Below are 21,567 nucleotides of genomic sequence, written 5' to 3'. Positions count from 1 at the left end.
GGAATTCAAATTTCTTTAATTAATTTTTAATTTAAATTTAAGAAAAAACAAAAAGACAATTACCATCTAAAAATAACAATTAAATTCAACTAGTTATGCAGGTGATGGTTATTGCATCAATATGTTTCAATTGCTTTCAAATCAAGCTAGATAATATAACCTCAATCCAGCCAATATATCAAACATTGAAAAATATATTTAAAACGTATCACTTAAAACATTATTATTTCAATTAGCCAGTTATCACAAAATAAATAAATATCAAAAAACATTTTACATATCCTTTTATTAATGTTTAATTATAGCCCGCAATCGAACTCCAAAAAAAACTCACTCAAACAATACACAAAAACAAAAGCTCAAATATTTAATAACGTTAAGTTATGTAAATTAAGGGAAGTACATTCATTGAAATCACCAGCTCATATATTAATCTTTTCACTGTTGATTAGCCTTGTCATTTCTAATAGTGCAATAGCAAATACTACTCGCTATCAAACACCATTTGAGCAAGCCCATTGGAGCTTTGAAGGGGATCTATTCTCTTGTCAGATAGAACATAATATCGATGGATTCGGGAACATAAAATTGAAAGCGCTTCCAGGCGAAAAGCTGAGCATTGAGCTTAACGCAGACTGGCTAGACGCCGACGGGATCACCACAGATTTTCACGTAGTATCACCTTCGTGGAAGAGCACAGGTGATACTATTTTTGCTGAAGCTAAGTTGCTCTGGCATGGGAACAAAGCCACCAGCCAGCTAAATATAGATCCATTTTTAGAAGCCCTTGAACAAGGGTTAGCTTGGCAAACAGAGATCAACACAGAACACGGACATAGTTATCAAGTGAATAGCAGCCCAGTTAACACCAAACAGGTCGCTAATAAATTTAAACAATGCAGATACCAACTCTTACCTAAACCGTTTTCATATGTACGTCGTGTTGACCTCTATTTTCCATCGGGTTCCAGCCAGGTAACGGTTAACCATGAAGCCGATCTCAATGCGATAGTGAGATACGTTCATGCCGATCCATCAATTACCCAAATACTGGTTGATGCCCACTCCGATAACACAGGTGAGCGGTTAGCTAACCTAGTGTTAAGTAAGGACAGGGCCGATGAAGTTGCTTCTCGACTTGTAGAGATGGGGCTCTCAGTGAAAATGGTCCAGCCTCGTCACCATGGTGCTCGCTCTCCAAATGTGTCAAATAATACCCTAGCAGGTAGAGACAAAAATCGACGTGTCACAGTACGCCTGATCAAGTCATCCCCAAACAGAGTGGCAGAGTCCAAGAAAGAGGTTAAGCATGACTTCTAATGACATCAGGCTGATCGATGCAAGCCTACCTGACAACAGTCTCTCTCAATTAACACTTCTGGGTTTTGAGACTTGGCACTCAGGTGCCACCACTCCCTGGCTTACCATGATTAATCTATCTGATTGTAAAAACTCAGAGGTTGCAGCTAGGTTGTCTCAATTTCCCGGGAAAAATCAGGTTGCTTTGTTAGCACCGGAACAGACTGAGCTAGCAACCACAGCGATGCAGTTAGGTGTACAAGACTATTTGCTGCTCCCTCTTGAAAACGAACAGATCTGTTCACTTGTTCAAAGACTTAGGCGCTTAGAGCAGCCCGATGCCGAGCTGGTCGTTGTCTCTCCTGTCAGTCGCCAACTCATGATGCTTGCCCACAGAGCAGCATCAACAGAAGCTACCGTATTGCTAACTGGCGAAAGCGGCACAGGGAAAGAGCCTTTAGCTCGCTATATTCACCGCCACTCTACACGCGCAACCAAGCCGTTTATCGCAGTCAACTGCGCGGCAATTCCTGAGAGTATTCTTGAGTCAATTTTATTTGGCCATAACAAGGGCGCATTTACCGGAGCCACTAGCGATCAACCTGGAAAGTTTGAACTCGCTAATGGCGGCACACTACTACTCGATGAGATTGGCGAGATGCCAGTACAGGTACAAGCGAAACTGCTAAGGGTCTTACAGGAGAGAGAAGTTGAACGTTTAGGGGGTCACAAGTCTATTCCTCTGGATATTCGTATTATAGCCTCAACCAATCGAGATCTGAGGAAAGCGGTTCAATCCGGTAATTTCCGAGAAGACCTTTTCTATCGACTCGATGTGCTCCCACTGAAAATATTGCCACTTAGAGAGCGGCGCGAAGATATTCTGCCCTTAGCTGCTCATTTCTTACTGAGATACCAACATCTGGCAGCCGGGCAATCTTGCTATTTCAGTGATCAAGCTAAGCTACGACTGACCTCTCACTGCTGGCCGGGTAACGTTCGAGAGCTTGAAAATACCATTCAAAGAGCATTAGTCATGAGAAGAGGGCAAGCACTTCAAGCTTGTGAGCTCGGTATTGAGGGAGAGCCCAGCCTTATCGATGAGACTCGAGTTCAGAGTGAACATGGCTTAAAAGCCTCAAAGAAACACGCAGAGTTCCAATATATCTTAGATACCCTGAGAAAGTTCAATGGTCATCGTAGTCAAAGTGCCCAAGCACTTGGTATGACAACCAGAGCCTTGAGATACAAGCTAGCTCAAATGAGAGAAGAGGGAATTGATATAGAGCAGGCACTAGGCAAAGCAGCATAAATATTCCAATCAACATTTATCTTAGATAGGAAAACCAGATGTCGAACTCGACCATGATTAGCCCTCAGTCGATGATGAGTACCTTAAGTATTCATACTGAAATGGCCAAAGGTGCCATTAAGATCCCTCAAAATCCCAGAGATCTTGGTGTGCACTCTCCCTCCTTCACAGAACTAATGGAGAGCAAGGTCGCGGCAGTGAATACAGATCAAAATCATTCCTCTGCGCTAATGCGTGCCGTCGATGGAGGGGAAAGTGACGATCTGGTGGGTGCTATGGTTGCTTCACAAAAAGCTAGCCTCTCTTTTTCCACCATGATTCAGATAAGAAATCGACTGGTTCAAGCCTTCGATGAGGTCATGAAGATGCCCGTTTAATCGCAGACATTAACATAACAAAAATCACTAACCAGTTAATAAGATCGAGAAAGCATAATGTGACATGCTTTCAATAAGGATGAAATAATGTCTACAACTCTTGCTCAACCGAGCCCAGCTATCACAGATGTCAGCGAAAAAAATGACATACTTTCAGACCTGAAGGCTAAGTGGAAGCAGTTTAATCAGGGCGATAAGCAAGTGCTAATTTTGGCAATTCTTGCCAGTGCCGTAGCCTGTGTCATCGTACTTCTACTCTGGACGGCTAGCCAAGGATATCGCCCACTCTATGGTCATCAGGAAAAAGTTGAAACCTCTCAGATCATCGAAGTGCTAGAAGCAGAAGGAATAAAGTATCGCTTAGAGGCCAACACGGGACTGGTTTTAGTTCAAGAGGATAAACTAGGTAAAGCACGTATGGTACTCGCAGCCCGGGGCGTGAAAGCGCGCGTACCATCTGGAATGGAATCACTCGATAACTCAACCATCGGCACCAGCCAGTTTATGGAACAAGCAAAGTATCGCCATAGCCTTGAGGGGGAGTTATCAAGAACCATTATGGCGCTAAATACTGTACGAACAGCCAGAGTACATCTTGCCATTCCTAAGCGGACGCTATTTATTCGTCAACAACCAGAGCTTCCTTCAGCCTCTGTCATGCTGGACCTTTATGCAGGCAGTAACATTCAAGCAAATCAGATAGAAGCTATAGCAAATCTTGTTGCCAGCAGCGTAACAGGTATGACACCTGAGCGTGTACAGATTGTCGACCAGGAGGGTAACCACCTCAGCTCTGGTATTGCGATGAATCAAGACATCACTCAAGCCAGAGACAGGCAACTCAAATATACGCAAGAGCTAGAGCAAAGCTTAATTAATAGAGCCTCCAGCATGCTATCTCCAGTACTTGGACAGGATAACTTTCAGGTACAAATTGCCGCTCAAGTTAATTTTAATCAGGTCGAAGAGACCCGAGAGTCTCTCGATCCCCAAACTGTTATGTCTCAAGAGAAACAAAGCTCTAATGAGACCAATTCAAGTATGGCAATGGGCATTCCTGGTGCGCTAAGCAATCAGCCACCTACCGCAAATGCTGAGGATAACGACAACGCTCGCCGTAATCTGAACCAGCAGGAAAGTCGGCAGTTTGAAATTGGCCGTTCGGTCAGGCATACCCGTTATCAGCAGATGCAGCTCGAAAACCTGTCTGTCTCGGTGCTACTCAATAATCAAGCTGCCGGTGAAACTGGCTGGAGTGAAACTCAAGTATCACAACTCGGTATTATGGTAAAAGATGCTATCGGCTTTACCGCTGCCCGTGGTGATCAATTCAGTATCAACAGCTTCGACTTTGTGCCTGTTCATACCGCTGTATTTGAACCTATGCCATGGTGGCAAACCGAAGGCTACCAAGCATACCTTAGGTACTTTATCGGCGGGTTACTCGGGTTTGGCTTAATCCTTTTTGTATTAAGACCACTAGTATCACATCTCACCCGAACAACAGAGCACAGCAGTAATGAGGAGTCACCAGTTGCTGAACTGGACGCCCCTATGGCTGAACAGCTAACTAACACTGTCCAATCAGGCAATTCACAAGCTCTAGCCGATCAGCTAATGGGGCTAGGTAATGAAACTTCCAACAGTGATTGGCTCAGTAATCAAGGTTTACCGGCACCAGAATCACCGCTCACTGTGAAGATGGAACACCTGAGTTTATTAGCCAACCAGGAACCAGCTCGCGTAGCTGAAGTCATCGCTCACTGGATTGGTGATAACGAAAATGAAAAGTAACTGAGCTAACCATCTTCTTATACCGATTGGTATGACTAAGCAAGAATCTGAAAAAGCTAAGCCAATAGATAAATTGACAGGATAGACGTTGTGAATATGAGTGAACTCGGAATAAAAATGGATAACCTAGATCAGGCAGCCATGCTACTGCTTAGCATGGGAGAAAAAGGTGCTGCGCAGGTGATGGCTCACCTTGATAGAAATGATGTCCAACACTTAAGTCATAAGATGGCTCGCCTATCGAGTATTACTCAGCAAGAAGCTGAAGCGGTACTTGGTCGCTTCTTTATGCGATATCAAGAGCAATCCGGCATCGCTAGAGCGTCACGTTCCTATCTGCAAAAAACCTTAGATATGGCACTGGGTGATCAGGTAGCAAAAAGCCTGATCGACAGTATCTATGGTGATGAGATCAAAACCTTAGTCAAGCGCCTTGAATGGGTTGAGCCACAACTGTTGGCTAGAGAGATCACTAACGAACATAGCCAGCTTCAAGCCGTACTTCTAGGTTTGCTTCCTCCTGAAAGCGCAGCCCAGGTGCTCCACAGTCTTCCAGAAGACGGACAAGATGAAGTCTTAGTGCGCATCGCTCAGCTAGGTGAGTTAGATCGCGATGTGGTTGATGAGCTAAGGCAACTCGTCGAGCGCTGCATGTTAATTGCCATGGAAAAGAGTCACACTCAGGTGGCAGGTATCCGTCAAGTTGCGGATATTCTCAATCGATACGAAGGCGATCGAGAGCAGTTAATGGAGATGATCAAACTCCACGACCGACAACTCGCCAGCAATGTAGCCGATAACATGTTCGACTTCATTATTTTGGGTCGCCAAAAGCCCGAGACCCTGCAAGAAATTATGGCAATCGTTCCGCCAGAGATGCTGGCACTTGCGCTCAAAGGCATAGATCAAGATCTTAAGGGCACCCTACTCGACGCTCTGCCAAAACGCATGTCTTCAGCCATCGAAACTCAAGTGGATGCCATTGGTGCAGTGCCTCTCAGCCAAGCAATCGCTGCGCGCAAAGAGATCATGGAGCTTGCCAAACAGATGATGGATGACGGTGACATTGAGCTACAACTATTTGAAGAGCAAGTCGTAGAGTAATGAAGTTAATTGACTATTCCATTAGATATATAGAGCTAATAAAGCCGATGATGAATAACGGTGCCATTAAACTGCAACGATTCGCAAAGCAGGTGTTCGAATAATGAAATCTACACAGAACAATTTTGACCCTAAGTGGCGCTTGAAAGGCGACCTTGCCAGACGACACAGATTTAGCCCGCTCATCCCAGTTAATGCAACCGAAAATAGCGCAGAGCCTGGCTGGCAAGACTACCAGGAGGCTTTTGACAAAGGCTATGATGAAGGTGTTGTCAAAGGGCATCAAGAGGGATTTGAATCAGGCGCAGAAGAGGGACGACGCAGTGGGCATGCCAGTGGATTTAACCAGGGGCGTATCGAAGGCCAACTAAAAGGCAAAGAGGGAATAGATGAGCAGTTCAACAACTTACTTGCCCCCCTTGGTGCTCTAAAGTCTCTGCTCGAAGATGGACACCTAAGTCAGATCAATGAGCAACAGCAACTTATCTTAGATCTCGTTCGCCGCGTTGCGCAGCAGGTTATTCGCTGTGAACTGACTCTTCAACCTCAACAGATATTATCTTTAGTGGAAGAAACAGTGGCATCCTTACCTGATACCCGCTCGGAAATTAAGATCCATCTGGAACCGACAGCGGTCGAACGATTAAGGGAGCTAGCCGCAGACAAGATACAAAATTGGACACTGGTCGAAGATAGCAGTATTTCGCCCGGCGGTTGTCGCATAGTCAGCGATAACTCAGATGCCGATGCATCGGTTGAAACCAGACTTAACGCCTGCATGGACCAAGTTGAGGCTAAACTCTACTCAAGTAGCCCATCAAAAGGCAACTCGGTTGAGCAATCACAAGCTGAGATTGAGCCTTGTAATGCCTGATCCTCAATTAAATAGTGCCGAGATCTTTGACTGGCCAACGGTGCCAGTCGCACAAGTCTATGGCCGATTAACTCGGGTCAATGGTTTATTACTCGAAGCCGTAGGCTGTCAGTTAGGCATGGGCGATCGTTGTAATATAGAGTGCCGCAATGGACGCCTAGTTGAGGCAGAAGTTGTCGGTTTCAACAAAGAAACCCTATGCTTGATGCCTATCGAACACACCTCAGGTCTTATGCCTGGCTCTAGGGTTATGCCGGTTGCCGGACAATCACAGATCCCGATAGGCCCTAGTCTTCTAGGCAGAGTATTAGATGGGACTGGCCAGCCGCTAGATAGCTTAGGCAAGCTGACTAGCGCCGAGAAAGTGACCCCCTCTACAGATACGATCAACCCACTTCAGCGTCAACCCATCCGCGAACCACTCGATGTAGGTATCAGAGCCATCAATGCCCTGCTCCCCATAGGGCGCGGACAACGCTTAGGCTTATTTGCAGGCTCCGGCGTAGGTAAAAGTGTACTACTAGGCATGATGACTCGATTTACCGAGGCCGATGTTGTTGTAGTTGCGCTTATTGGTGAGCGTGGCCGTGAGGTCAGAGAGTTTATTGAAGAGTCATTAGGCGAAGAGGGTCGCCGTAGAGCCGTTGTTATTGCAGCGCCTGCCGACACGACCCCACTAATGCGATTAAGAGCTATGCGGTTAAGCCACCATATTGCCGCCGCCTTTCGTGATCAGGGTAAACAGGTGCTACTTTTAGTTGACTCATTGACACGTTTTGCCCAGGCACAACGTGAAATAGCGCTTAGTTTAGGTGAGCCACCAGCGACCAAAGGCTATCCACCATCGGCATTTGCTCAATTGCCTAGCCTCGTTGAGCTCGCAGGTAATGGTAAACACCCAGACGGAACGCTAACCGCCTTTTATACCGTGTTGACTGAAGGTGATGATCAACAAGATCCTATCGCCGACTCCGCTCGAGCGATCTTAGATGGTCATATCGTACTGAGCCGTAAGCTTGCAGAGCAGGGGCACTTTCCCGCCATTGATATCGCCTGCTCAGTCAGCCGCTTAGCGACACAAGTAAGCTCAGCAGAAGTCATAGCACGCGGTCACTTTTTTAAACAGCTAAACAGTCGCTACAACGAAGTCCGAGACTTACTACCGCTTGGAGGATATCAGGCTGGTCACGATCCCCAAATGGATCTCGCCGTTCAAACCTACCCCAAAATGGCCAAGTTTCTTCAGCAAAATACAAAGATAAAATCTGATCTAAACCAAAGCCTTGATGAACTCGAGCAGCTCATTGATTCAATTTCGCGTTAAAGGAGAGCGATGAAGCAACTATTAATTCTCTGTCAGCAGGAGGAGAAAAAACTCTCTCAGTTAAGCAAACAGCGAGCCGATGCTCAACGTCGAGTCTTAGCAAACCTAAAGCAGAAAGAAGCGCTGACTCAGATGCTTAATGAATACCATCAAACCAGTAGCCATACGACGAGTCCATTGCTGCTGCAAAATAACGCCAACATACTGAGTACGTTAAAACCGCTACAAAAAAAGCTCAAGAAGCAGGAGGTACTCCTACAACATGAACATCAAAGAATGGATGGGTTATGGCGCAAACAGTTGGGGCGACAACAGGGGCTAAGCTGGCTCTATGAACAACGAAAATCTGAGCAACTTAGGGCTCTAGATAGATTGGAACAAAAACAATTAGACGATCTCTCTTCACGGTACCAAGGCAGAAAATAAGGTCTATATCCCTCTTTTCTCTCCATAGTCAGTCACGGTGTCGGATCCGCTATTGAGTAAACTGTTGATCACTGTCTGTTGAGAAACAAGCAGGTTGCCATTGGCTTCATTGGCTTGTTGGCTCTCCCTAACCACTGCGAGGAGGTTGTCCCACAGTAAGCTCACTTGGATCCCACTCTGTTTTGGCAATTTTGAAATAAGCCTCTCCATGCCTTTTGCATCACCAGAGAAACCTAGTTGCTGTAAACTATCACTGCGTTTTTTAGCCTTTATCATCAACTCATCACACAGGCAAGTCTGGTGATCATTATGATATTGTAAACCAGCATTATCTCGTCGCTGCATCAATTCTCGCTGGCGTTTTAGCAGGCTTTTTAGCTGTTTGTAGCTTTCGATATCTTGACGAATGCCGCGAACTAAAGTTTGAACTATCTCTTTTTTAGAAGTCATCATATTGCTCTCTTTAGCCGTGTTGCTGCAACATTGCCTCTGAGATGGCATCCAAATCTAGCTTAAATGTACCTGTTTTCAGTGATTGACGTAATTCATCAATCTTTGTTTGATCCACCTCATCAAGCTGCTGAAGTTCAGGCTGAGACCGAGACATTAGCTGCCAGTCATCACTGACTGTTTTTTGTGTAGGGATCTCAGTTCTCTCATTTTTATCTGCTTGAATCGGCGTTTGAGTCTGCTCCTTCTTAGTGCTTATTTCAGTGCTAATCGCACTATTTATCTTTTGGATTTCCATCTGCTTCACCGAAAGTATCTGCCGTTACTCTCTTAAAGCGACCCAAAATGAACAAGACTAAAGTAAAAAGGAAAGACTCATAAATAAGTGAGTTAATCTAACAACTAAAACTGAGTTACTACTCGTCCCTTTGCTGTTGGGTAAGCAGTGATCACCTTGCCAGAACTTAGGTTTTTCACGCGAATAGCTTGCCCCTCACCACCTGACTCAAGTGCCTCACCCTGCATGTTGGCATAAAACCCATTACTGCGAGCCTCAATGATGACCTTGTCACCAATATTGACCCATTGAGGAGCACTTAACTGCTGAACTTGTATCGGTTTATGACGACGCAGCCCGCGAATGACCTGTCGCCCGACAATTTCATCAATTTTAGTCATCAAATGTCTATCTGATGACGTTAACGTGATGGATTGCCACTCAATATCTTGCCGACTCACCAACTCTCCCCGCTTCATCGCCCGGTTAGCAACAGGAATACTGGCTGATACCTTTACTCTAGCGCGTACAAACATAGACCAGCCCTGAGACTCACATTGAACTCGCCGTTGAATATTGCCAAATACTAAGCCTGATGCAGCATCTATGGTTAATGGCTCAGAACAAGCCTGCAAGTTTTTAGCCCCTGATGGCACTCTAACCTTAGCCTCATATTTTAATGATTTAACCCCTGATTGATGCTGCCACTGCTTTAGCTCTTTCGAGATAAGCTGGCGTAACTCTGTCTCAATTTGTTTATTGACCGATATGCTTTCGCCATAGGAAACCGATAGCGGAAGCAGAGAGGACAACAGAATCAGCAAGTAGGAAATAACAGTTCCGTACCCTGCCCAACATTTACAGCAACTCATTAATAAACCTCAACTTTATTTATTGGCACGTAACTTGAATTAGTAGCCGCAGTAAGACTGAAACCGAACATACACTACTAGGAGTCGCGATGGCTATCAACCTCGATGCCGCACTTGGCATACATCCACAAACGCTCGATTTTCGGGTCGAGCGCAGCAAGATGCTGGCGGGCAACCTCGCTAATGCTGAGACACCAGGCTATAAGGCGAGAGATCTCGATTTCAAAACTGTCATGACCCAAATAAATGCAGGAATGGGCCAAGACAGAAGCTACCAAGCCGCCTATCGAGTGCCATACCAGACCTCTAGCGATCAAAATACCGTTGAGCTAGGAAAAGAGCAGGCTAGATACTCACAAAATGCGATGGACTACCAAACCAGTCTCACATTTCTCAATATGAAGATTGCCGGACTCAAGTCTGCAATCGAAGGTCAGTAGGAGCAAATATGTCTTTTGGAGAGATCTACGATATTGCAGGTTCTGGAATGCATGCCCAAACAATACGTCTCAACACAGTAGCCAGTAACTTAGCCAATGCCGGTGCGGCTGCCGAAAGCCCAGAAACAGCTTTTCGTGCATTAAAACCAGTGTTCTCAACTATCTACAATCAAACCCAAGATGGCCAACTTTCAGGTGCTCAGATTGAAGTATCGGCTATTGTTGAGGCAGATGCGCCACTCGATATGCGCTATGAACCCGATCATCCCTACGCCGATGAACAGGGCTACGTGGCTTACTCCAATGTTAACACCATTGAAGAGATGGCAGACATGATGGCTGCAAGCCGCTCCTTTGAAACTAATGTCGAAGTGATGAATCGCGCCCGCTCCATGCAGCAAGGTTTACTCCAGCTAGGAGCTAAATAAATGAGTGTGAATACTGTTTCCAATCAGAATGAAACTAATCCAGCAAGCTCACCGGAGATCATGGCATCAGCTGGTAGTAGTGCAAGCTCACCGGAAGCCACCTCTTCTGCCGGAGGAAATGCTAGCACCATAAAAAATGATTTTATGACCTTGATGTTGGCATCGATCCAGAATCAAGATCCCACCAATCCCATCGACAGTAATGACTTTGTCACTCAGATGGCACAGATCTCTCAAGTAGAAAGTTTAGAGATGATGCGAGCCAATCAGACGATGAGCATGATCATGATGGAGAATCTAGGCATCGTGCAGTCGGCGCAGTTAATCGGTAAGAGTGCCATGGTTCCCGCCTCAGAGTTTGAGCTAGATGCTGAAGCGATTGATGGAAAAATTTACCTGGAGAATGCAGCCGAGGAGCTAAGCCTTGAGATCACCGATGAAAATGGTGAAGTTGTCGCGACCATCAATCTAGGTGCGCAGGAGCCGGGGGATGTAGCCTTTACTATCGACCCAGAAGACTTAGCTCTGCCTCCTGGAGAGTATGAGATCACCGCTAAGGCATCTGCAGGGGAAGAGACACTGACCGCCGATACTTTTATCAAGGCGCCTATCGAAAAGGTCCACTTTATCAGTGCATCCGGCGTGATGATGGCAGAGCTGGGTAACGGTCTTGGCACAGTATCTGTGCTGGATATTTCCGAAGTTTCATAAGCTTATTTAAGATTTAAAACATCAAATAAAGGATACACCAATGTCATTTAATATTGCCCTTAGTGGACTGCAAGCAACCACCCAAGATCTCAATACCATCAGTAACAATATTGCCAACTCATCAACCGTAGGATTCAGAGGTGGTCGCAGTGAGTTCTCTGCAATCTATAATGGCGGTCAGGCTGGCGGTGTCAACGTGATGTCCACCAGCCAAAATTTCTCCATGGGTGGCAGCTTGGCTTATACCGGCCGAGAGCTAGATATGGGTATCGAAGGTGATGGCTTCTTTATGCTTTCAGCAAGTGATGGCAGCACCCTCTACTCTCGAGCGGGTATGTTTAATCAAGACGCTAATGGCTATGTGACAGACCCCGCGGGTAACCGAGTTCAGGGTTACACTGTTGGCCCAAATGGTCAGCTGCAAAACGGTAACGTCAGCGACTTACAGATCCAATCAGGCTCTCTGCCCGCTAAGGCAACCACCAGTGTCGGTCAGGTCTCTAACCTAGATGCCAGTGTTGACCCGATAACTGACGCCTTTGACCCTGATGACTCTTCCACTTACCACTCTTCTGGCACAGTCACTGTCTATGATTCGCTGGGTAAAGAGCATGCTATGACCCAATATTATGTCAAAACTGCAGATAATGAGTGGCAGGTTCATTACAGAATGGATGGTAATGATGTGGGTCCTGCTGGGGGTCATTCACTCGAGTTTGACTCTGATGGTAATCTTACTCAGGGTGAAACATTGAAGTTAGACATAGTAGCACAAGGTGGTGCTTCCGCTTTTAGCATAGATCTTAGCTACAAGAACAGTACCCAATATGCCTCTGCCTATAACAACTCTAGCTTAGTTCAAAATGGTTACACCTCAGGTGAGCTTAACGGCATCCGCATCGATGATGATGGCATGCTCTATGGAACATACACGAATGGTCAGGAGCAGGTCCAAGGCCAAGTCGTACTCGCTTCATTCAACAACCCTAATGGTCTAACCCCTGTCAGCCAGAATGCCTGGACAGCCACCAATGCCGCTGGACAGCCTGTGGTAGGAACGCCTGGAACGGGCACATTTGGCGCTGTCGCTGGGGGCTATCTTGAGGGCTCTAATGTCGACCAAACTGCCGAGATGGTCAACTTGATGACTGCCCAGCGCAACTATCAATCTAATGCCAAGGTACTGCAAACCAATGCCAGCATGCAGCAGTCTCTGCTGAACGCCATCTAAGGAATTGAGTCATGGATAAGATGCTTTATACCGCCGCAAGCGGAGCAGCTCGAGTGATGGAGGCACAAACCATACGTGCGCATAACCTGGCAAATGCTGAAACGACCGGTTTTAAAGCCGATCTTGAGCGGGTTAATGCCAGAGTGGTTGCAGCAACAGGTAATAGCCTACAGACACGCGTGATGGCACAAACCGAAAGCAGCGGTTTTAGTCAGCAAAGCGGGGCACTAAATCCAACAGGAAGAAGCTTAGATCTTGCCATTCAAGAGCAGGGACTGTTTACCGTGATGACTGAGCAGGGAGAGGGTTATACCCGCTCAGGAAATATCACGCCTGACACCAATGGGCAACTCACCATCGATGGTCGCCCAGTCTCAGGTATTGATGGTCCAATCGTGCTGCCTGAGTACCGCGAGCTCTTTGTCGGTGATGATGGAAGGATCAGCGTTATCGCTGCTGAAGGTGGAATTATTGAAGAAGTTGGCCGACTTAAGCTGGTCAACCCTGATCTCAGCACCTTAGATAAAGGGCTTGATGGACTGCTCTATAGCCGTGACGGAGAGATACTTCCGATAAACAATGAGGTACGTGTCGATAGCGGTTTTCTGGAATCAAGCAACGTCAAAGCGGTCAATGAGCTTATCGCCTCCATGGACCTTAGCCGACAGTTTGAGATCCAGGTAAAGCTGATGAAAAGTGCTGAAAAACTGGCTGAAGCCGGTAATAGGCTTATCCGCAACGCCTAATTGATAGGCATATTCACTAGAACAGTTAACAGAATTATGGAGTTGAGATGCAATCCTCGTTATGGGTAAGTAAAACTGGCCTCACGGCTCAAGATATAAAGATGACCACCATTGCCAATAACCTGGCAAACGTGAATACCACAGGCTTTAAACGTGACCGCGTTGCATTTAATGACCTTTTCTACCAGACACAGCGCCAACCTGGTGGTCAGGTCGATGAGCTCAATGAGCTACCATCTGGCCTGCAACTTGGTACAGGCACACGAGTTGCGGGTACCCAGAAAGTATTTACCACCGGCGATCTACTCACCACTAACCAGCAACTCGATCTCGCTATTGAAGGCCAGGGTTTCTTTCAGATAGAGGAGGCGAATGGCGAGTTGGCCTTCACTCGTGATGGCCAGTTCTACCGCAATAGCGATGGCATGATGGTGACATCGCAAGGGCTCCCCTTAGTGCCTAATATCGAGATCCCTGAAGATGCGCAAACCATCACTATCGCGACTGATGGTGTGGTTACAGCACAGATCTCCGGACAGGCTGAAGCTCAAGAACTGGGACAGATCACCTTAGCAAACTTCACCAATCCGGCAGGTTTAGAGGCCCGTGGTGACAACCTTTATCGCGAGACTGGTGCTTCAGGGGCAGCCATGGAAGGAGTCGCTGGTGATATGGCCATCGGTCAGCTTCGCCAAGGTGCACTCGAAGGCGCCAATGTTAACGTGGTTGAGGAGATGGTTGAGATGATCTCGACACAGCGTGCCTATGAGATGAATGCCAAGGTGGTATCAGCATCGGATGACATGCTCAAGTTCCTCAACCAGGCACTTTAAGCCTTTACTCTTTGATAATCAGATAAGGAAACCAGATGCGCCACATATGGATAGGAATGCTATTACTGTTATCTGGATGTATCTCTCACTTCCCCGAGGCAGAAACTAAGCCGGGGCAGCCTGAGTGGGCACCACCAGAGATAGACTACAGCCTACCTGATGCAAAAAATGGCAGCGTATATCGGCAGGGTTACATGTTAACTCTGTTTAAGGATAAGCGAGCCTTTAGGGAGGGAGATATTCTCACCGTTGCTCTGGATGAAAAAACCTACTCCAGCAAACGCGCAGATACTAAAGCCAATAAAGCCCAAGATATGTCACTTGGTGGACAGGCCTCCACAGGTAGTGACAGCTTTAGTGGCAGTGGTAGCGGCAATGCATCGCGAGGGTTTAAGGGGTCAGGCTCTAGCACACAACAGAACCAGCTTTCAGGTTCCATCACTGTCACGGTCGCTAAAGTTCTGCCTAATGGTGCCCTGCTTATTCGCGGTGAAAAGTGGTTAAGACTCAATCAGGGGGATGAGTACCTGCGTCTATTAGGACTCATTCGCACCGACGACATCGGTAACGATAACACCATATCCTCACAACGAATTGCCGATGCGCGCATCATCTATGGTGGCCAAGGTGCAATCGCTGACAGCAATGCTATGGGCTGGGCTGCACGTTACTTCAACAGTCCTTGGTTCCCACTATGATGCTAATAGATATCCAGCTTTTGTCAGCGAATAAGATAAAGTTTAAACCCATGTCTTACTTATCACTTTCATCGACAGCAAAGGTCAGTCAATGAGACAGTTCAGTCTATTAATTGCGAGTGCAATTCTCATTTTTTCTATCACTCATACTCCTGCTCAGGCCAAGGTTCAGAGCCGCTACTTGATGGATATCGTCGATGTTCAAGGGATCCGTGATAATCAGTTAGTCGGTTATGGTCTGGTTGTCGGACTCGATGGCACTGGTGATAGAACCCAGGTTAGATTTACCAGCCAATCTGTTGTAAACATGCTCAAGCAATTTGGCGTTCAGTTAGATGGCAGAACCGATCCAAAACTGAAAAATGTTGCAGCAGTCGCAGTCCACGCTACCGTGCCGCCTTTAGCCAGCCCGGGTCAAACACTCGATATCACCGTCTCATCCCTAGGTGATGCAAAGAGTCTACGTGGCGGTACCCTGCTAATGACCCCTTTAAGGGCCGTTGATGGTGAGATATATGCTGTGGCTCAGGGTAACTTAGTCGTCGGTGGCGTCTCTGCTCAAGGTCGTAACGGCACATCAGTCACCATTAATGTACCTACCGTGGGTAGCATTCCTAACGGCGCCCTCCTCGAAGCTCCCATGGAAAGTGACTTCAACGACAATGAGGAGATTGTACTTAACCTAAGAGACCCCAGCTTTATGACGGCTCGCAATATTGAGCGTCAGGTCAATGCCCTCTTCGGCCCGGATGTCGCTCAGGCCGATAGCAGCGCCAAGGTGCTAGTTCGCGCCCCCAAAAGCAACCGCGAGCGAGTCACCTTTATGTCTATGCTTGAGGAGTTGCAGATAGAGCAAGGCCGCAAATCCCCACGAGTCGTATTCAACAGTCGCACAGGCACTGTGGTTATGGGCGGTGATGTGGTCGTTAGGAAAGCAGCTGTTAGTCATGGAAACCTCACGATTTCCATTACTGAACAAGAGTTTGTCAGCCAGCCCAATGCACCCATGTGGGGTCAGGGGCAGGGAGAAACCGTGGTTATTTCAGATAGCCAAGTCGATATTGATACCGGAGATGGCCATATGTTCGTTTGGCCAGAAGGGATCGCTCTAGAGGAGGTCGTTCGGGCAGTCAACAGCTTGGGCGCTTCGCCTATGGATCTGATGGCAATTTTACAGGCGCTTGATGAGGCCGGAGCGCTGGAAGCTGAATTGGTGGTGATCTAATGAAACTAGAAAACTCCCACGGCTACCTTAATAACCTGAGTGCTGGCGAGCTTATTAAGGCTAACGGTGAACATGGCGCACTGAAATTAGTCAGTCAGCAGTTTGAGGCCCTGTTTCTACAAACGGTCTTAAAACAGATGCGCAGCGCTTCAGATGTGATGGCTGACAGTGACAGTCCACTCTCTTCACAAAATGATGGCATGTATCGCGACTGGCATGATGCCGAACTGGCGGGTCGACTAAGCCAGATGCAAAGCACTGGGCTTGCGAGTGTAATGACAAAACAATTAAGTGCCGCCCTTAAGTCACAGCCTGACACGGTCGCTTCTACTGAACATACCCAACAGGGTAATGCAGTTAACGCTCCCCAGTCTAACGGGATAAATAGTGGGACCAAGGCGATGCAACCCGCCCTGATAGCGCCACTATTTAACCAAGCAAACACAGAGTGAATACTCCAACGAGCTGCGAACTCTACCGACACGAATAACAGAGATAAGGAAACGTTATGAGCATGCTCAATATCGGCATGTCAGGACTTACATCGAGTATGGCAGCCCTGAATGCAACCTCAAATAATGTCGCTAATGCCATGGTACCTGGCTACTCTCGTCAGCAAGTGATGCTGAGCTCTGTGGGTGGTGGGATCTATGGCAGTGGTGCTGGGGTTCAGATCGATGGCGTTCGTCGCATCTCAGATCAGTACGAGGTAGCTCAGCTATGGAACACCACCAGCGGCGTGGGCTATGCCAAAGTTAAGAGTAGTTATTATGGTCAGGTTGAACAAATTTTTGGTTCGAAAGGCAACAACATCTCTTTCGGACTCGATCAGCTGTTCGCTTCACTCAACTCTGCACTCGAGCAGCCGAGTGACATTGCCTATCGCCAAGGCGTCCTAAGTGAAGCTAAGGCGATGGGCCAAAGGTTTAACTCAATTAGCCAGTCACTTAACTCCCAACTGACACAAATAGAGGGACAGATTGGCGCCTCTGCGAAAGAGATAAACTCTCAGCTAGAAACCATTGCTCAGTTCAATGAGGAGATCCAGAGGTCCGGAGCCGATGTTCCCGCCTCACTGCTAGATGCCAGAGATGCCGCCATCGATGACCTATCTCAACTGGTCGATATTCGAGTCACCGAAGATGCTAACGGCATGGTTAATATCTCTCTCGCACAAGGCCAACCCCTACTTTCAGGTACGACTGCATCCACATTAGAGGTGAAGCCAGATCCTAGTAACCCAGCGCTGAGTACTATCACCATAAAGTTTGGCGACTCAAGCTTTCCATTAGATGAAACCGCTGGAGGCAGCTTAGGCGCATTGCTTGATTATCGTGATAATAGCTTGATGGAATCGATGGCATTTACCAATGAAATGGCGATGACTTTTGCCGATGAATTTAATGCCATTCTAGCAGGCGGTACCGACCTAGGTGGCAACACGCCAACCCAAGACCTGTTCATCTACGACCCAACAAACCCAGCCGGCAGCATCAAGGTCACCGATGGCTTTACTGCTGAGATGCTCGCCTTTGGCCAAAGTGGCGCCCCTGGTGATAACAGCAACCTAAAAGAACTGATTGAGCTGGCTAATACCGAATTTACCTTCGACTCTATCGGAGTAACAGCCTCCATGGGCGATGCTTACTCAAGCATAGTGGGTAAACTCGGTTCTGAATCAAGACAAGCCCAAGTCAGCGAAGATACGGCACTTAGTCTACAAAGAGAGGCTCAATCACAATGGGCCAGCACCAGCGGAGTCAACATGGATGAAGAAGCGGTGAATTTAATCATCTATCAACAAAGCTACCAAGCTAATGCCAAGGTGATCTCTACCGCCGATCAACTCTTTCAAACCATACTCAACATATAGCGGCTACTGCTAACCAATAACCTGCTGCAAGAGTCCCTGAGTAGATGAGCTAGCTTTACAGATTAGAGGAATAAACAATGAGAGTCAGTACCTACAATTTATACGCCAGTAACCTTAACAGCCTGCAAAACTCTACCGCCGATATTGCTCGATTAAATCAAATGATGGCAACAGGCAAGTCAATTCTGCGCCCGTCAGATGATCCTATCGGCTCAGTGAAAGTGATCTCAAGCCAACGTGATGTGGCTGCAACGGAGCAATATCTAAAAAATATAGGTTCACTAAGCTCAAGCTTTGGTCGCGCCGAGACCTATCTATCCTCTATGGTAGAGATAGAGTCTCGTATGCGTGAAATCACTCTTTCAACTCGAAACGGTTCACTCTCAGCAGAAGACAGAGCCGCCTACGCATCAGAGCTTGAAGAACTGTTAGAAGCATTCGTTGGGGCCGTAAATGCACAAGATGATGCAGGTAACTATATCTTCTCAGGCAACGAGACTGGCACTGTACCGATAGCCCAAGATGCTAGCGGCAACTACATCTATCAGGGTGATAATAACCAAAGAGAGGTGCAAACCTCAGGTTCATCTTGGATGACAGCCAATGTCACCGCAGAGCAGTTTATCTTCTCCAACGGTAGCGCGGATATACTGAATCAAACTCAGGATTTTATCGATGTGCTTAAAGATCCAAACTTAGCACCCGGTGCACCTGGGTTTGATAACGTGGCAGATGCCATGATGGCTACACTTGACGACACGCTTTCGAGTGTCAGTGGCGCGATAACTGATATAGGTGGAAAGCAAAAGAGTCTGATGCTGATGGAGGAGTCTCATGAAGAGATGATCCTATTTAACCAAGAGGTCATTGGTGACACTGAAGGGCTAGACTATGCCCAAGCAACCGCCGAGTTTAACCTTAAGCTCACCACATTGAAGATCACCCAACAGACTTTTGTACAGATCAGTCAACTCACTCTGTTTAACCAACTTTAACAAGGAAGCACAGCATGGCTATGGTTAGTGGAGTTTCTGATGCGCTGAGTGTTCAGCACCGTAGCCAAACTGTCAGTGCCCCTGTTGGTGAGCAACCGGCTCTCAAGCAAGCAGAAACCAAGCAAAGATCAGACATTCCCACCCACAGGTTAGAAAGCTATTCCCGTTGGGCCAAAGTCACTCAGGGCCAACACAAGATTTCAGCTTCTCAGGTCGCTGAGCAAGGGCTAAGGCAGGTCAGTCATCTGTTAAAGCAGTTAAAAAAACAGAGCCAAAAAGCCTTGAGCACAGAAGGCGCAGCACAAGCAGAAAAGATCAGCCTAGCTAAAAAGATGCAAAACCAGCTCTCAAGTCTTAAGCTTGAGTATCAAAATACCCCACTGGTTGATCATCAACTCAACCTCATCTCACCCAAGCGACCTGCTGCGTTATATGAGTTCAAACTAAAGTCTGTAGACCTTGCCAGCACTAAGCCAAGAGATGAGATGATTGTGGTTCAGTTAGCCCAAAAAACGGCGAGCCTTTTTTTACCCGCTAACGACAGCTCCCCACAACTTAAGACTAAAATAGCAAAGCAGATGGATAGTCTCGGGATCGGGGTATTAAAATCAGTGGGTTTGGCAGTTAGCACAGAGACAATATACACAGCCAATAAGAGTCACTGGCAAACGTTAAAATCAGGAATTTTGATGACCGGACAGGGTCAGCGGCTCCCTGCTGGGGAGGCTAGAACAATAAAAGTTCATGAACAACTGTCATGGCAAGATCCCAGAGAGTGGCGCTTTAGCAGTAATGAGGAGCTGAAACAGGCTATCGCTAAGATCAATAAGTCGCTGCATAAAGTCGATCAGCAACTCAGGGAGATCAGTGAAGCTAAGTTAAAATTACAACGGCAGATCGATAAACTAAATCGTAGCCAAAGTGACAGTAAAGTGATCGAGGAGACACTCTATCAGCTAGATAGTCAAATGCAGGCTAACCCCTTATATAAAAAGGTTACATCCATTATGGCTCAGGCTAATATCACCCGTTCTCATGTATCTTCGTTACTAAAGTAATGCTTGTGCATTATGCACTAATAATGTTTTTCAGTTTTAGCAAAAGCGGTCGCATTAGCACTTAGACTTGATAAACTTTTAAGCGAAATGCGAGCCTTATTCGCCTCTCTTAATCACTTCCCATGTCTCTTCCTATTTGATTGATTCACTTAACCGGCCCAGTGCCGGTTTTTTTTACCTTCATTGTGCCAACCAGTTACAAGCCAGCTAAAACTAGTCTCTCATTTTTCATCTATTTTCTCTTTTTTTTAACTATTTCTTAGTCGAGAGTTCAGTTTCGAATTTGGGTGTCGTTTTATCAAATATGAGACACAACGAATTGTTTAACTGCGACTTACTGTTCTTCATTGAAAATTGTTGAATTAGCTGAGCCTCAGATGAATAACTTTTAAAATATTTGGAGAAACAGCCATGTTATCAGTTCATACTAACTACGCTTCTATGGTCGCCCAAAATGCGGTCGGTAAAAATAATAGCTTACTTACAACTTCTATGGAGCGCCTATCTACTGGCCTTCGTATCAACAGCGCTTCAGATGATGCAGCTGGCCTACAGATCGCTTCACGTCTAAACGCTAACGTCGTTGGTATGGAAACCGCTAGCCGTAACGTGTCAGATGCAACCTCTATGCTACAGACTGCCGATGGTGCTCTTGATGAGCTAAACACTATCGCTAACCGCCAGAAAGAACTAGCCACACAAGCGGCTAACGGCGTGAACTCAGGAGAAGATCTAAAAGCACTTAATGCCGAATATAAAGAGCTGACAGCTGAAATTGATCGTATCGTTGGCAGCACTGAGTACGCGGGTAATAACCTGTTTACTACGTTAGATGGTGGGGTTAAGTTCCAGATTGGTGCCGGTGCTACTGAAACATTAGATGTAAAAACAAATGTTGTGACAAACCTTAAGGGTGATGGTACCGATATCAGTGTTAAAGGCGATGCTTCTAAGGCAATTACCGCCATAGACGACTTTATCGACGCTGTCGGTGTTGAACGCTCAAACTTAGGTGCAAATATCAACCGTCTAGGTCATACCTCTTCTAACTTAGCCAATGTCACCGAAAATACTAAAGCCGCTGCAGGCCGTATCATGGATGCAGATTTTGCTGTAGAAACAGCAAACATGACTAAAAACCAGCTACTTGTTCAAGCAGGTACTAGCATCCTGTCTTCTGCCAACCAGAACACTGGTTTGGTTATGGGTCTGCTATAAGC

General features: G+C 46.6%; 24 protein-coding genes. 21 read left to right on the top strand and 3 right to left on the bottom strand.

The features are described from left to right. Nucleotides 1–408 precede the first annotated feature (408 nt). The 8 genes from FM038_RS00435 to FM038_RS00400 all read left to right on the top strand — a co-directional run bounded on the left by FM038_RS00435 (nucleotide 409) and on the right by FM038_RS00400 (nucleotide 8,510). Nucleotides 409–1,320: a MotY family protein gene (locus FM038_RS00435; RefSeq protein WP_142873182.1), complete on the top strand. Its 912-nt coding sequence runs from the start codon at nucleotides 409–411 to the stop codon at nucleotides 1,318–1,320. Continuing rightward, nucleotides 1,310–2,611: a sigma-54 interaction domain-containing protein gene (locus tag FM038_RS00430; RefSeq protein WP_142873183.1), complete on the top strand. Its 1,302-nt coding sequence runs from the start codon at nucleotides 1,310–1,312 to the stop codon at nucleotides 2,609–2,611. Before FM038_RS00435 ends, FM038_RS00430 begins: the two co-directional genes overlap by 11 nt. A gap of 38 nt (nucleotides 2,612–2,649) precedes the next feature. Then, nucleotides 2,650–2,988, top strand: a complete 339-nt coding sequence (gene fliE / locus FM038_RS00425) for a flagellar hook-basal body complex protein FliE (RefSeq protein ID WP_142873184.1) — start codon at nucleotides 2,650–2,652, stop codon at nucleotides 2,986–2,988. A gap of 87 nt (nucleotides 2,989–3,075) precedes the next feature. After that, a complete protein-coding gene (gene fliF, locus FM038_RS00420; protein WP_142873185.1) occupies nucleotides 3,076–4,782 on the top strand; it encodes a flagellar basal-body MS-ring/collar protein FliF in 1,707 nt (568 codons plus the stop codon). A 117-nt stretch (nucleotides 4,783–4,899) separates the two neighbouring features. Next, a complete protein-coding gene (locus FM038_RS00415; protein ID WP_142873186.1) occupies nucleotides 4,900–5,886 on the top strand; it encodes a flagellar motor switch protein FliG in 987 nt (328 codons plus the stop codon). Between the two features lie 103 nt (nucleotides 5,887–5,989). After that, entirely contained in the window at nucleotides 5,990–6,760 is a 771-nt protein-coding gene (fliH, locus tag FM038_RS00410) for a flagellar assembly protein FliH (protein ID WP_142873187.1), read from the top strand. Then, entirely contained in the window at nucleotides 6,753–8,084 is a 1,332-nt protein-coding gene (gene fliI / locus FM038_RS00405; protein WP_142873188.1) for a flagellar protein export ATPase FliI, read from the top strand. Before fliH ends, fliI begins: the two co-directional genes overlap by 8 nt. Before the next feature lie 9 nt (nucleotides 8,085–8,093). Continuing rightward, nucleotides 8,094–8,510: a flagellar FliJ family protein gene (locus FM038_RS00400; protein WP_142873189.1), complete on the top strand. Its 417-nt coding sequence runs from the start codon at nucleotides 8,094–8,096 to the stop codon at nucleotides 8,508–8,510. 3 nt (nucleotides 8,511–8,513) lie between these two features. On the opposite strand, the gene FM038_RS00395 is transcribed toward FM038_RS00400, so the two are convergent. The 3 genes from FM038_RS00395 to flgA form a co-directional block, all read right to left on the bottom strand. Then, complete coding sequence (locus FM038_RS00395) at nucleotides 8,514–8,963, bottom strand: flagellar protein FlgN (RefSeq protein WP_336512789.1); 450 nt, start codon at nucleotides 8,961–8,963, stop codon at nucleotides 8,514–8,516. Nucleotides 8,964–8,973: 10 nt separating this feature from the next. Beyond that, on the bottom strand, nucleotides 8,974–9,258 hold the full coding sequence (flgM, locus tag FM038_RS00390) for a flagellar biosynthesis anti-sigma factor FlgM (RefSeq protein WP_142873190.1): 285 nt from the start codon (nucleotides 9,256–9,258) through the stop codon (nucleotides 8,974–8,976). Between the two features lie 104 nt (nucleotides 9,259–9,362). Beyond that, nucleotides 9,363–10,109, bottom strand: coding sequence for a flagellar basal body P-ring formation chaperone FlgA (gene flgA / locus FM038_RS00385; protein ID WP_142873191.1), 747 nt, complete (start codon nucleotides 10,107–10,109; stop codon nucleotides 9,363–9,365). A gap of 89 nt (nucleotides 10,110–10,198) precedes the next feature. Between flgA and FM038_RS00380 the strand changes: the two genes are divergently transcribed. From FM038_RS00380 to FM038_RS00320, 13 genes are all read left to right on the top strand, one after another. Beyond that, the gene (locus FM038_RS00380) at nucleotides 10,199–10,549 is read left to right on the top strand and encodes a flagellar basal body rod protein FlgB (protein ID WP_142873192.1); all 351 of its coding nucleotides are present in this window, start codon (nucleotides 10,199–10,201) and stop codon (nucleotides 10,547–10,549) included. 8 nt (nucleotides 10,550–10,557) lie between these two features. After that, nucleotides 10,558–10,977, top strand: a complete 420-nt coding sequence (flgC, locus tag FM038_RS00375; protein WP_142873193.1) for a flagellar basal body rod protein FlgC — start codon at nucleotides 10,558–10,560, stop codon at nucleotides 10,975–10,977. A gap of 60 nt (nucleotides 10,978–11,037) precedes the next feature. After that, nucleotides 11,038–11,688: a flagellar hook assembly protein FlgD gene (locus FM038_RS00370; protein WP_223293070.1), complete on the top strand. Its 651-nt coding sequence runs from the start codon at nucleotides 11,038–11,040 to the stop codon at nucleotides 11,686–11,688. Between the two features lie 40 nt (nucleotides 11,689–11,728). Beyond that, a complete protein-coding gene (flgE, locus tag FM038_RS00365) occupies nucleotides 11,729–12,919 on the top strand; it encodes a flagellar hook protein FlgE (RefSeq protein ID WP_142873195.1) in 1,191 nt (396 codons plus the stop codon). Nucleotides 12,920–12,930: 11 nt separating this feature from the next. Beyond that, on the top strand, nucleotides 12,931–13,665 hold the full coding sequence (locus tag FM038_RS00360; RefSeq protein ID WP_142873196.1) for a flagellar basal body rod protein FlgF: 735 nt from the start codon (nucleotides 12,931–12,933) through the stop codon (nucleotides 13,663–13,665). 47 nt (nucleotides 13,666–13,712) lie between these two features. Beyond that, nucleotides 13,713–14,498 (top strand): flagellar basal-body rod protein FlgG, encoded by a 786-nt coding sequence (flgG, locus tag FM038_RS00355; RefSeq protein ID WP_142873197.1) that lies wholly within the window; start codon nucleotides 13,713–13,715, stop codon nucleotides 14,496–14,498. A gap of 35 nt (nucleotides 14,499–14,533) precedes the next feature. Further along, a complete protein-coding gene (gene flgH / locus FM038_RS00350) occupies nucleotides 14,534–15,196 on the top strand; it encodes a flagellar basal body L-ring protein FlgH (RefSeq protein ID WP_142873198.1) in 663 nt (220 codons plus the stop codon). Between the two features lie 91 nt (nucleotides 15,197–15,287). After that, entirely contained in the window at nucleotides 15,288–16,421 is a 1,134-nt protein-coding gene (locus FM038_RS00345) for a flagellar basal body P-ring protein FlgI (RefSeq protein ID WP_142873199.1), read from the top strand. After that, nucleotides 16,421–16,873: a rod-binding protein gene (locus FM038_RS00340; RefSeq protein ID WP_142873200.1), complete on the top strand. Its 453-nt coding sequence runs from the start codon at nucleotides 16,421–16,423 to the stop codon at nucleotides 16,871–16,873. Before FM038_RS00345 ends, FM038_RS00340 begins: the two co-directional genes overlap by 1 nt. A 56-nt stretch (nucleotides 16,874–16,929) precedes the next feature. Then, nucleotides 16,930–18,294 carry a flagellar hook-associated protein FlgK gene (flgK, locus tag FM038_RS00335; protein WP_142873201.1) on the top strand — a complete coding sequence of 455 codons (1,365 nt, stop codon included), beginning with the start codon at nucleotides 16,930–16,932 and terminating at the stop codon, nucleotides 18,292–18,294. Between the two features lie 77 nt (nucleotides 18,295–18,371). Further along, nucleotides 18,372–19,289 carry a flagellar hook-associated protein FlgL gene (gene flgL / locus FM038_RS00330; RefSeq protein ID WP_142873202.1) on the top strand — a complete coding sequence of 306 codons (918 nt, stop codon included), beginning with the start codon at nucleotides 18,372–18,374 and terminating at the stop codon, nucleotides 19,287–19,289. Nucleotides 19,290–19,303: 14 nt separating this feature from the next. Continuing rightward, nucleotides 19,304–20,347, top strand: coding sequence for a hypothetical protein (locus FM038_RS00325; protein WP_223292969.1), 1,044 nt, complete (start codon nucleotides 19,304–19,306; stop codon nucleotides 20,345–20,347). Nucleotides 20,348–20,758: 411 nt separating this feature from the next. Beyond that, nucleotides 20,759–21,565, top strand: a complete 807-nt coding sequence (locus FM038_RS00320; protein WP_142873203.1) for a flagellin N-terminal helical domain-containing protein — start codon at nucleotides 20,759–20,761, stop codon at nucleotides 21,563–21,565. Nucleotides 21,566–21,567: the final 2 nt, after the last annotated feature.

The sequence above is a fragment of the Shewanella eurypsychrophilus genome, assembly GCF_007004545.3.
Classification (GTDB): Bacteria; Pseudomonadota; Gammaproteobacteria; order Enterobacterales; family Shewanellaceae; genus Shewanella; species Shewanella eurypsychrophilus.
This window is presented reverse-complemented; position numbering and strand designations above follow the sequence as displayed.

Excerpts from the sequence above, each read along its gene's own strand:
- FM038_RS00400 (WP_142873189.1), top strand. The coding sequence starts at position 8,094 with ATGAAGCAACTATTAATTCTCTGTCAGCAGGAGGAGAAAAAACTCTCT.
- FM038_RS00325 (WP_223292969.1), top strand. The coding sequence starts at position 19,304 with ATGGCTATGGTTAGTGGAGTTTCTGATGCGCTGAGTGTTCAGCACCGT.
- fliI (WP_142873188.1), top strand. The coding sequence starts at position 6,753 with ATGCCTGATCCTCAATTAAATAGTGCCGAGATCTTTGACTGGCCAACG.
- FM038_RS00415 (WP_142873186.1), top strand. The coding sequence starts at position 4,900 with ATGGATAACCTAGATCAGGCAGCCATGCTACTGCTTAGCATGGGAGAA.
- FM038_RS00345 (WP_142873199.1), top strand. The coding sequence starts at position 15,288 with ATGAGACAGTTCAGTCTATTAATTGCGAGTGCAATTCTCATTTTTTCT.
- FM038_RS00320 (WP_142873203.1), top strand. The coding sequence starts at position 20,759 with ATGTTATCAGTTCATACTAACTACGCTTCTATGGTCGCCCAAAATGCG.
- flgL (WP_142873202.1), top strand. The coding sequence starts at position 18,372 with ATGAGAGTCAGTACCTACAATTTATACGCCAGTAACCTTAACAGCCTG.
- flgH (WP_142873198.1), top strand. The coding sequence starts at position 14,534 with ATGCGCCACATATGGATAGGAATGCTATTACTGTTATCTGGATGTATC.
- flgK (WP_142873201.1), top strand. The coding sequence starts at position 16,930 with ATGAGCATGCTCAATATCGGCATGTCAGGACTTACATCGAGTATGGCA.
- fliE (WP_142873184.1), top strand. The coding sequence starts at position 2,650 with ATGTCGAACTCGACCATGATTAGCCCTCAGTCGATGATGAGTACCTTA.
- flgE (WP_142873195.1), top strand. The coding sequence starts at position 11,729 with ATGTCATTTAATATTGCCCTTAGTGGACTGCAAGCAACCACCCAAGAT.
- fliF (WP_142873185.1), top strand. The coding sequence starts at position 3,076 with ATGTCTACAACTCTTGCTCAACCGAGCCCAGCTATCACAGATGTCAGC.
- flgA (WP_142873191.1), bottom strand. The coding sequence starts at position 10,109 with ATGAGTTGCTGTAAATGTTGGGCAGGGTACGGAACTGTTATTTCCTAC.
- FM038_RS00360 (WP_142873196.1), top strand. The coding sequence starts at position 12,931 with ATGGATAAGATGCTTTATACCGCCGCAAGCGGAGCAGCTCGAGTGATG.
- FM038_RS00340 (WP_142873200.1), top strand. The coding sequence starts at position 16,421 with ATGAAACTAGAAAACTCCCACGGCTACCTTAATAACCTGAGTGCTGGC.
- flgM (WP_142873190.1), bottom strand. The coding sequence starts at position 9,258 with ATGGAAATCCAAAAGATAAATAGTGCGATTAGCACTGAAATAAGCACT.
- FM038_RS00370 (WP_223293070.1), top strand. The coding sequence starts at position 11,038 with ATGGCATCAGCTGGTAGTAGTGCAAGCTCACCGGAAGCCACCTCTTCT.
- flgG (WP_142873197.1), top strand. The coding sequence starts at position 13,713 with ATGCAATCCTCGTTATGGGTAAGTAAAACTGGCCTCACGGCTCAAGAT.
- fliH (WP_142873187.1), top strand. The coding sequence starts at position 5,990 with ATGAAATCTACACAGAACAATTTTGACCCTAAGTGGCGCTTGAAAGGC.
- FM038_RS00395 (WP_336512789.1), bottom strand. The coding sequence starts at position 8,963 with ATGATGACTTCTAAAAAAGAGATAGTTCAAACTTTAGTTCGCGGCATT.
- flgC (WP_142873193.1), top strand. The coding sequence starts at position 10,558 with ATGTCTTTTGGAGAGATCTACGATATTGCAGGTTCTGGAATGCATGCC.
- FM038_RS00380 (WP_142873192.1), top strand. The coding sequence starts at position 10,199 with ATGGCTATCAACCTCGATGCCGCACTTGGCATACATCCACAAACGCTC.
- FM038_RS00430 (WP_142873183.1), top strand. The coding sequence starts at position 1,310 with ATGACTTCTAATGACATCAGGCTGATCGATGCAAGCCTACCTGACAAC.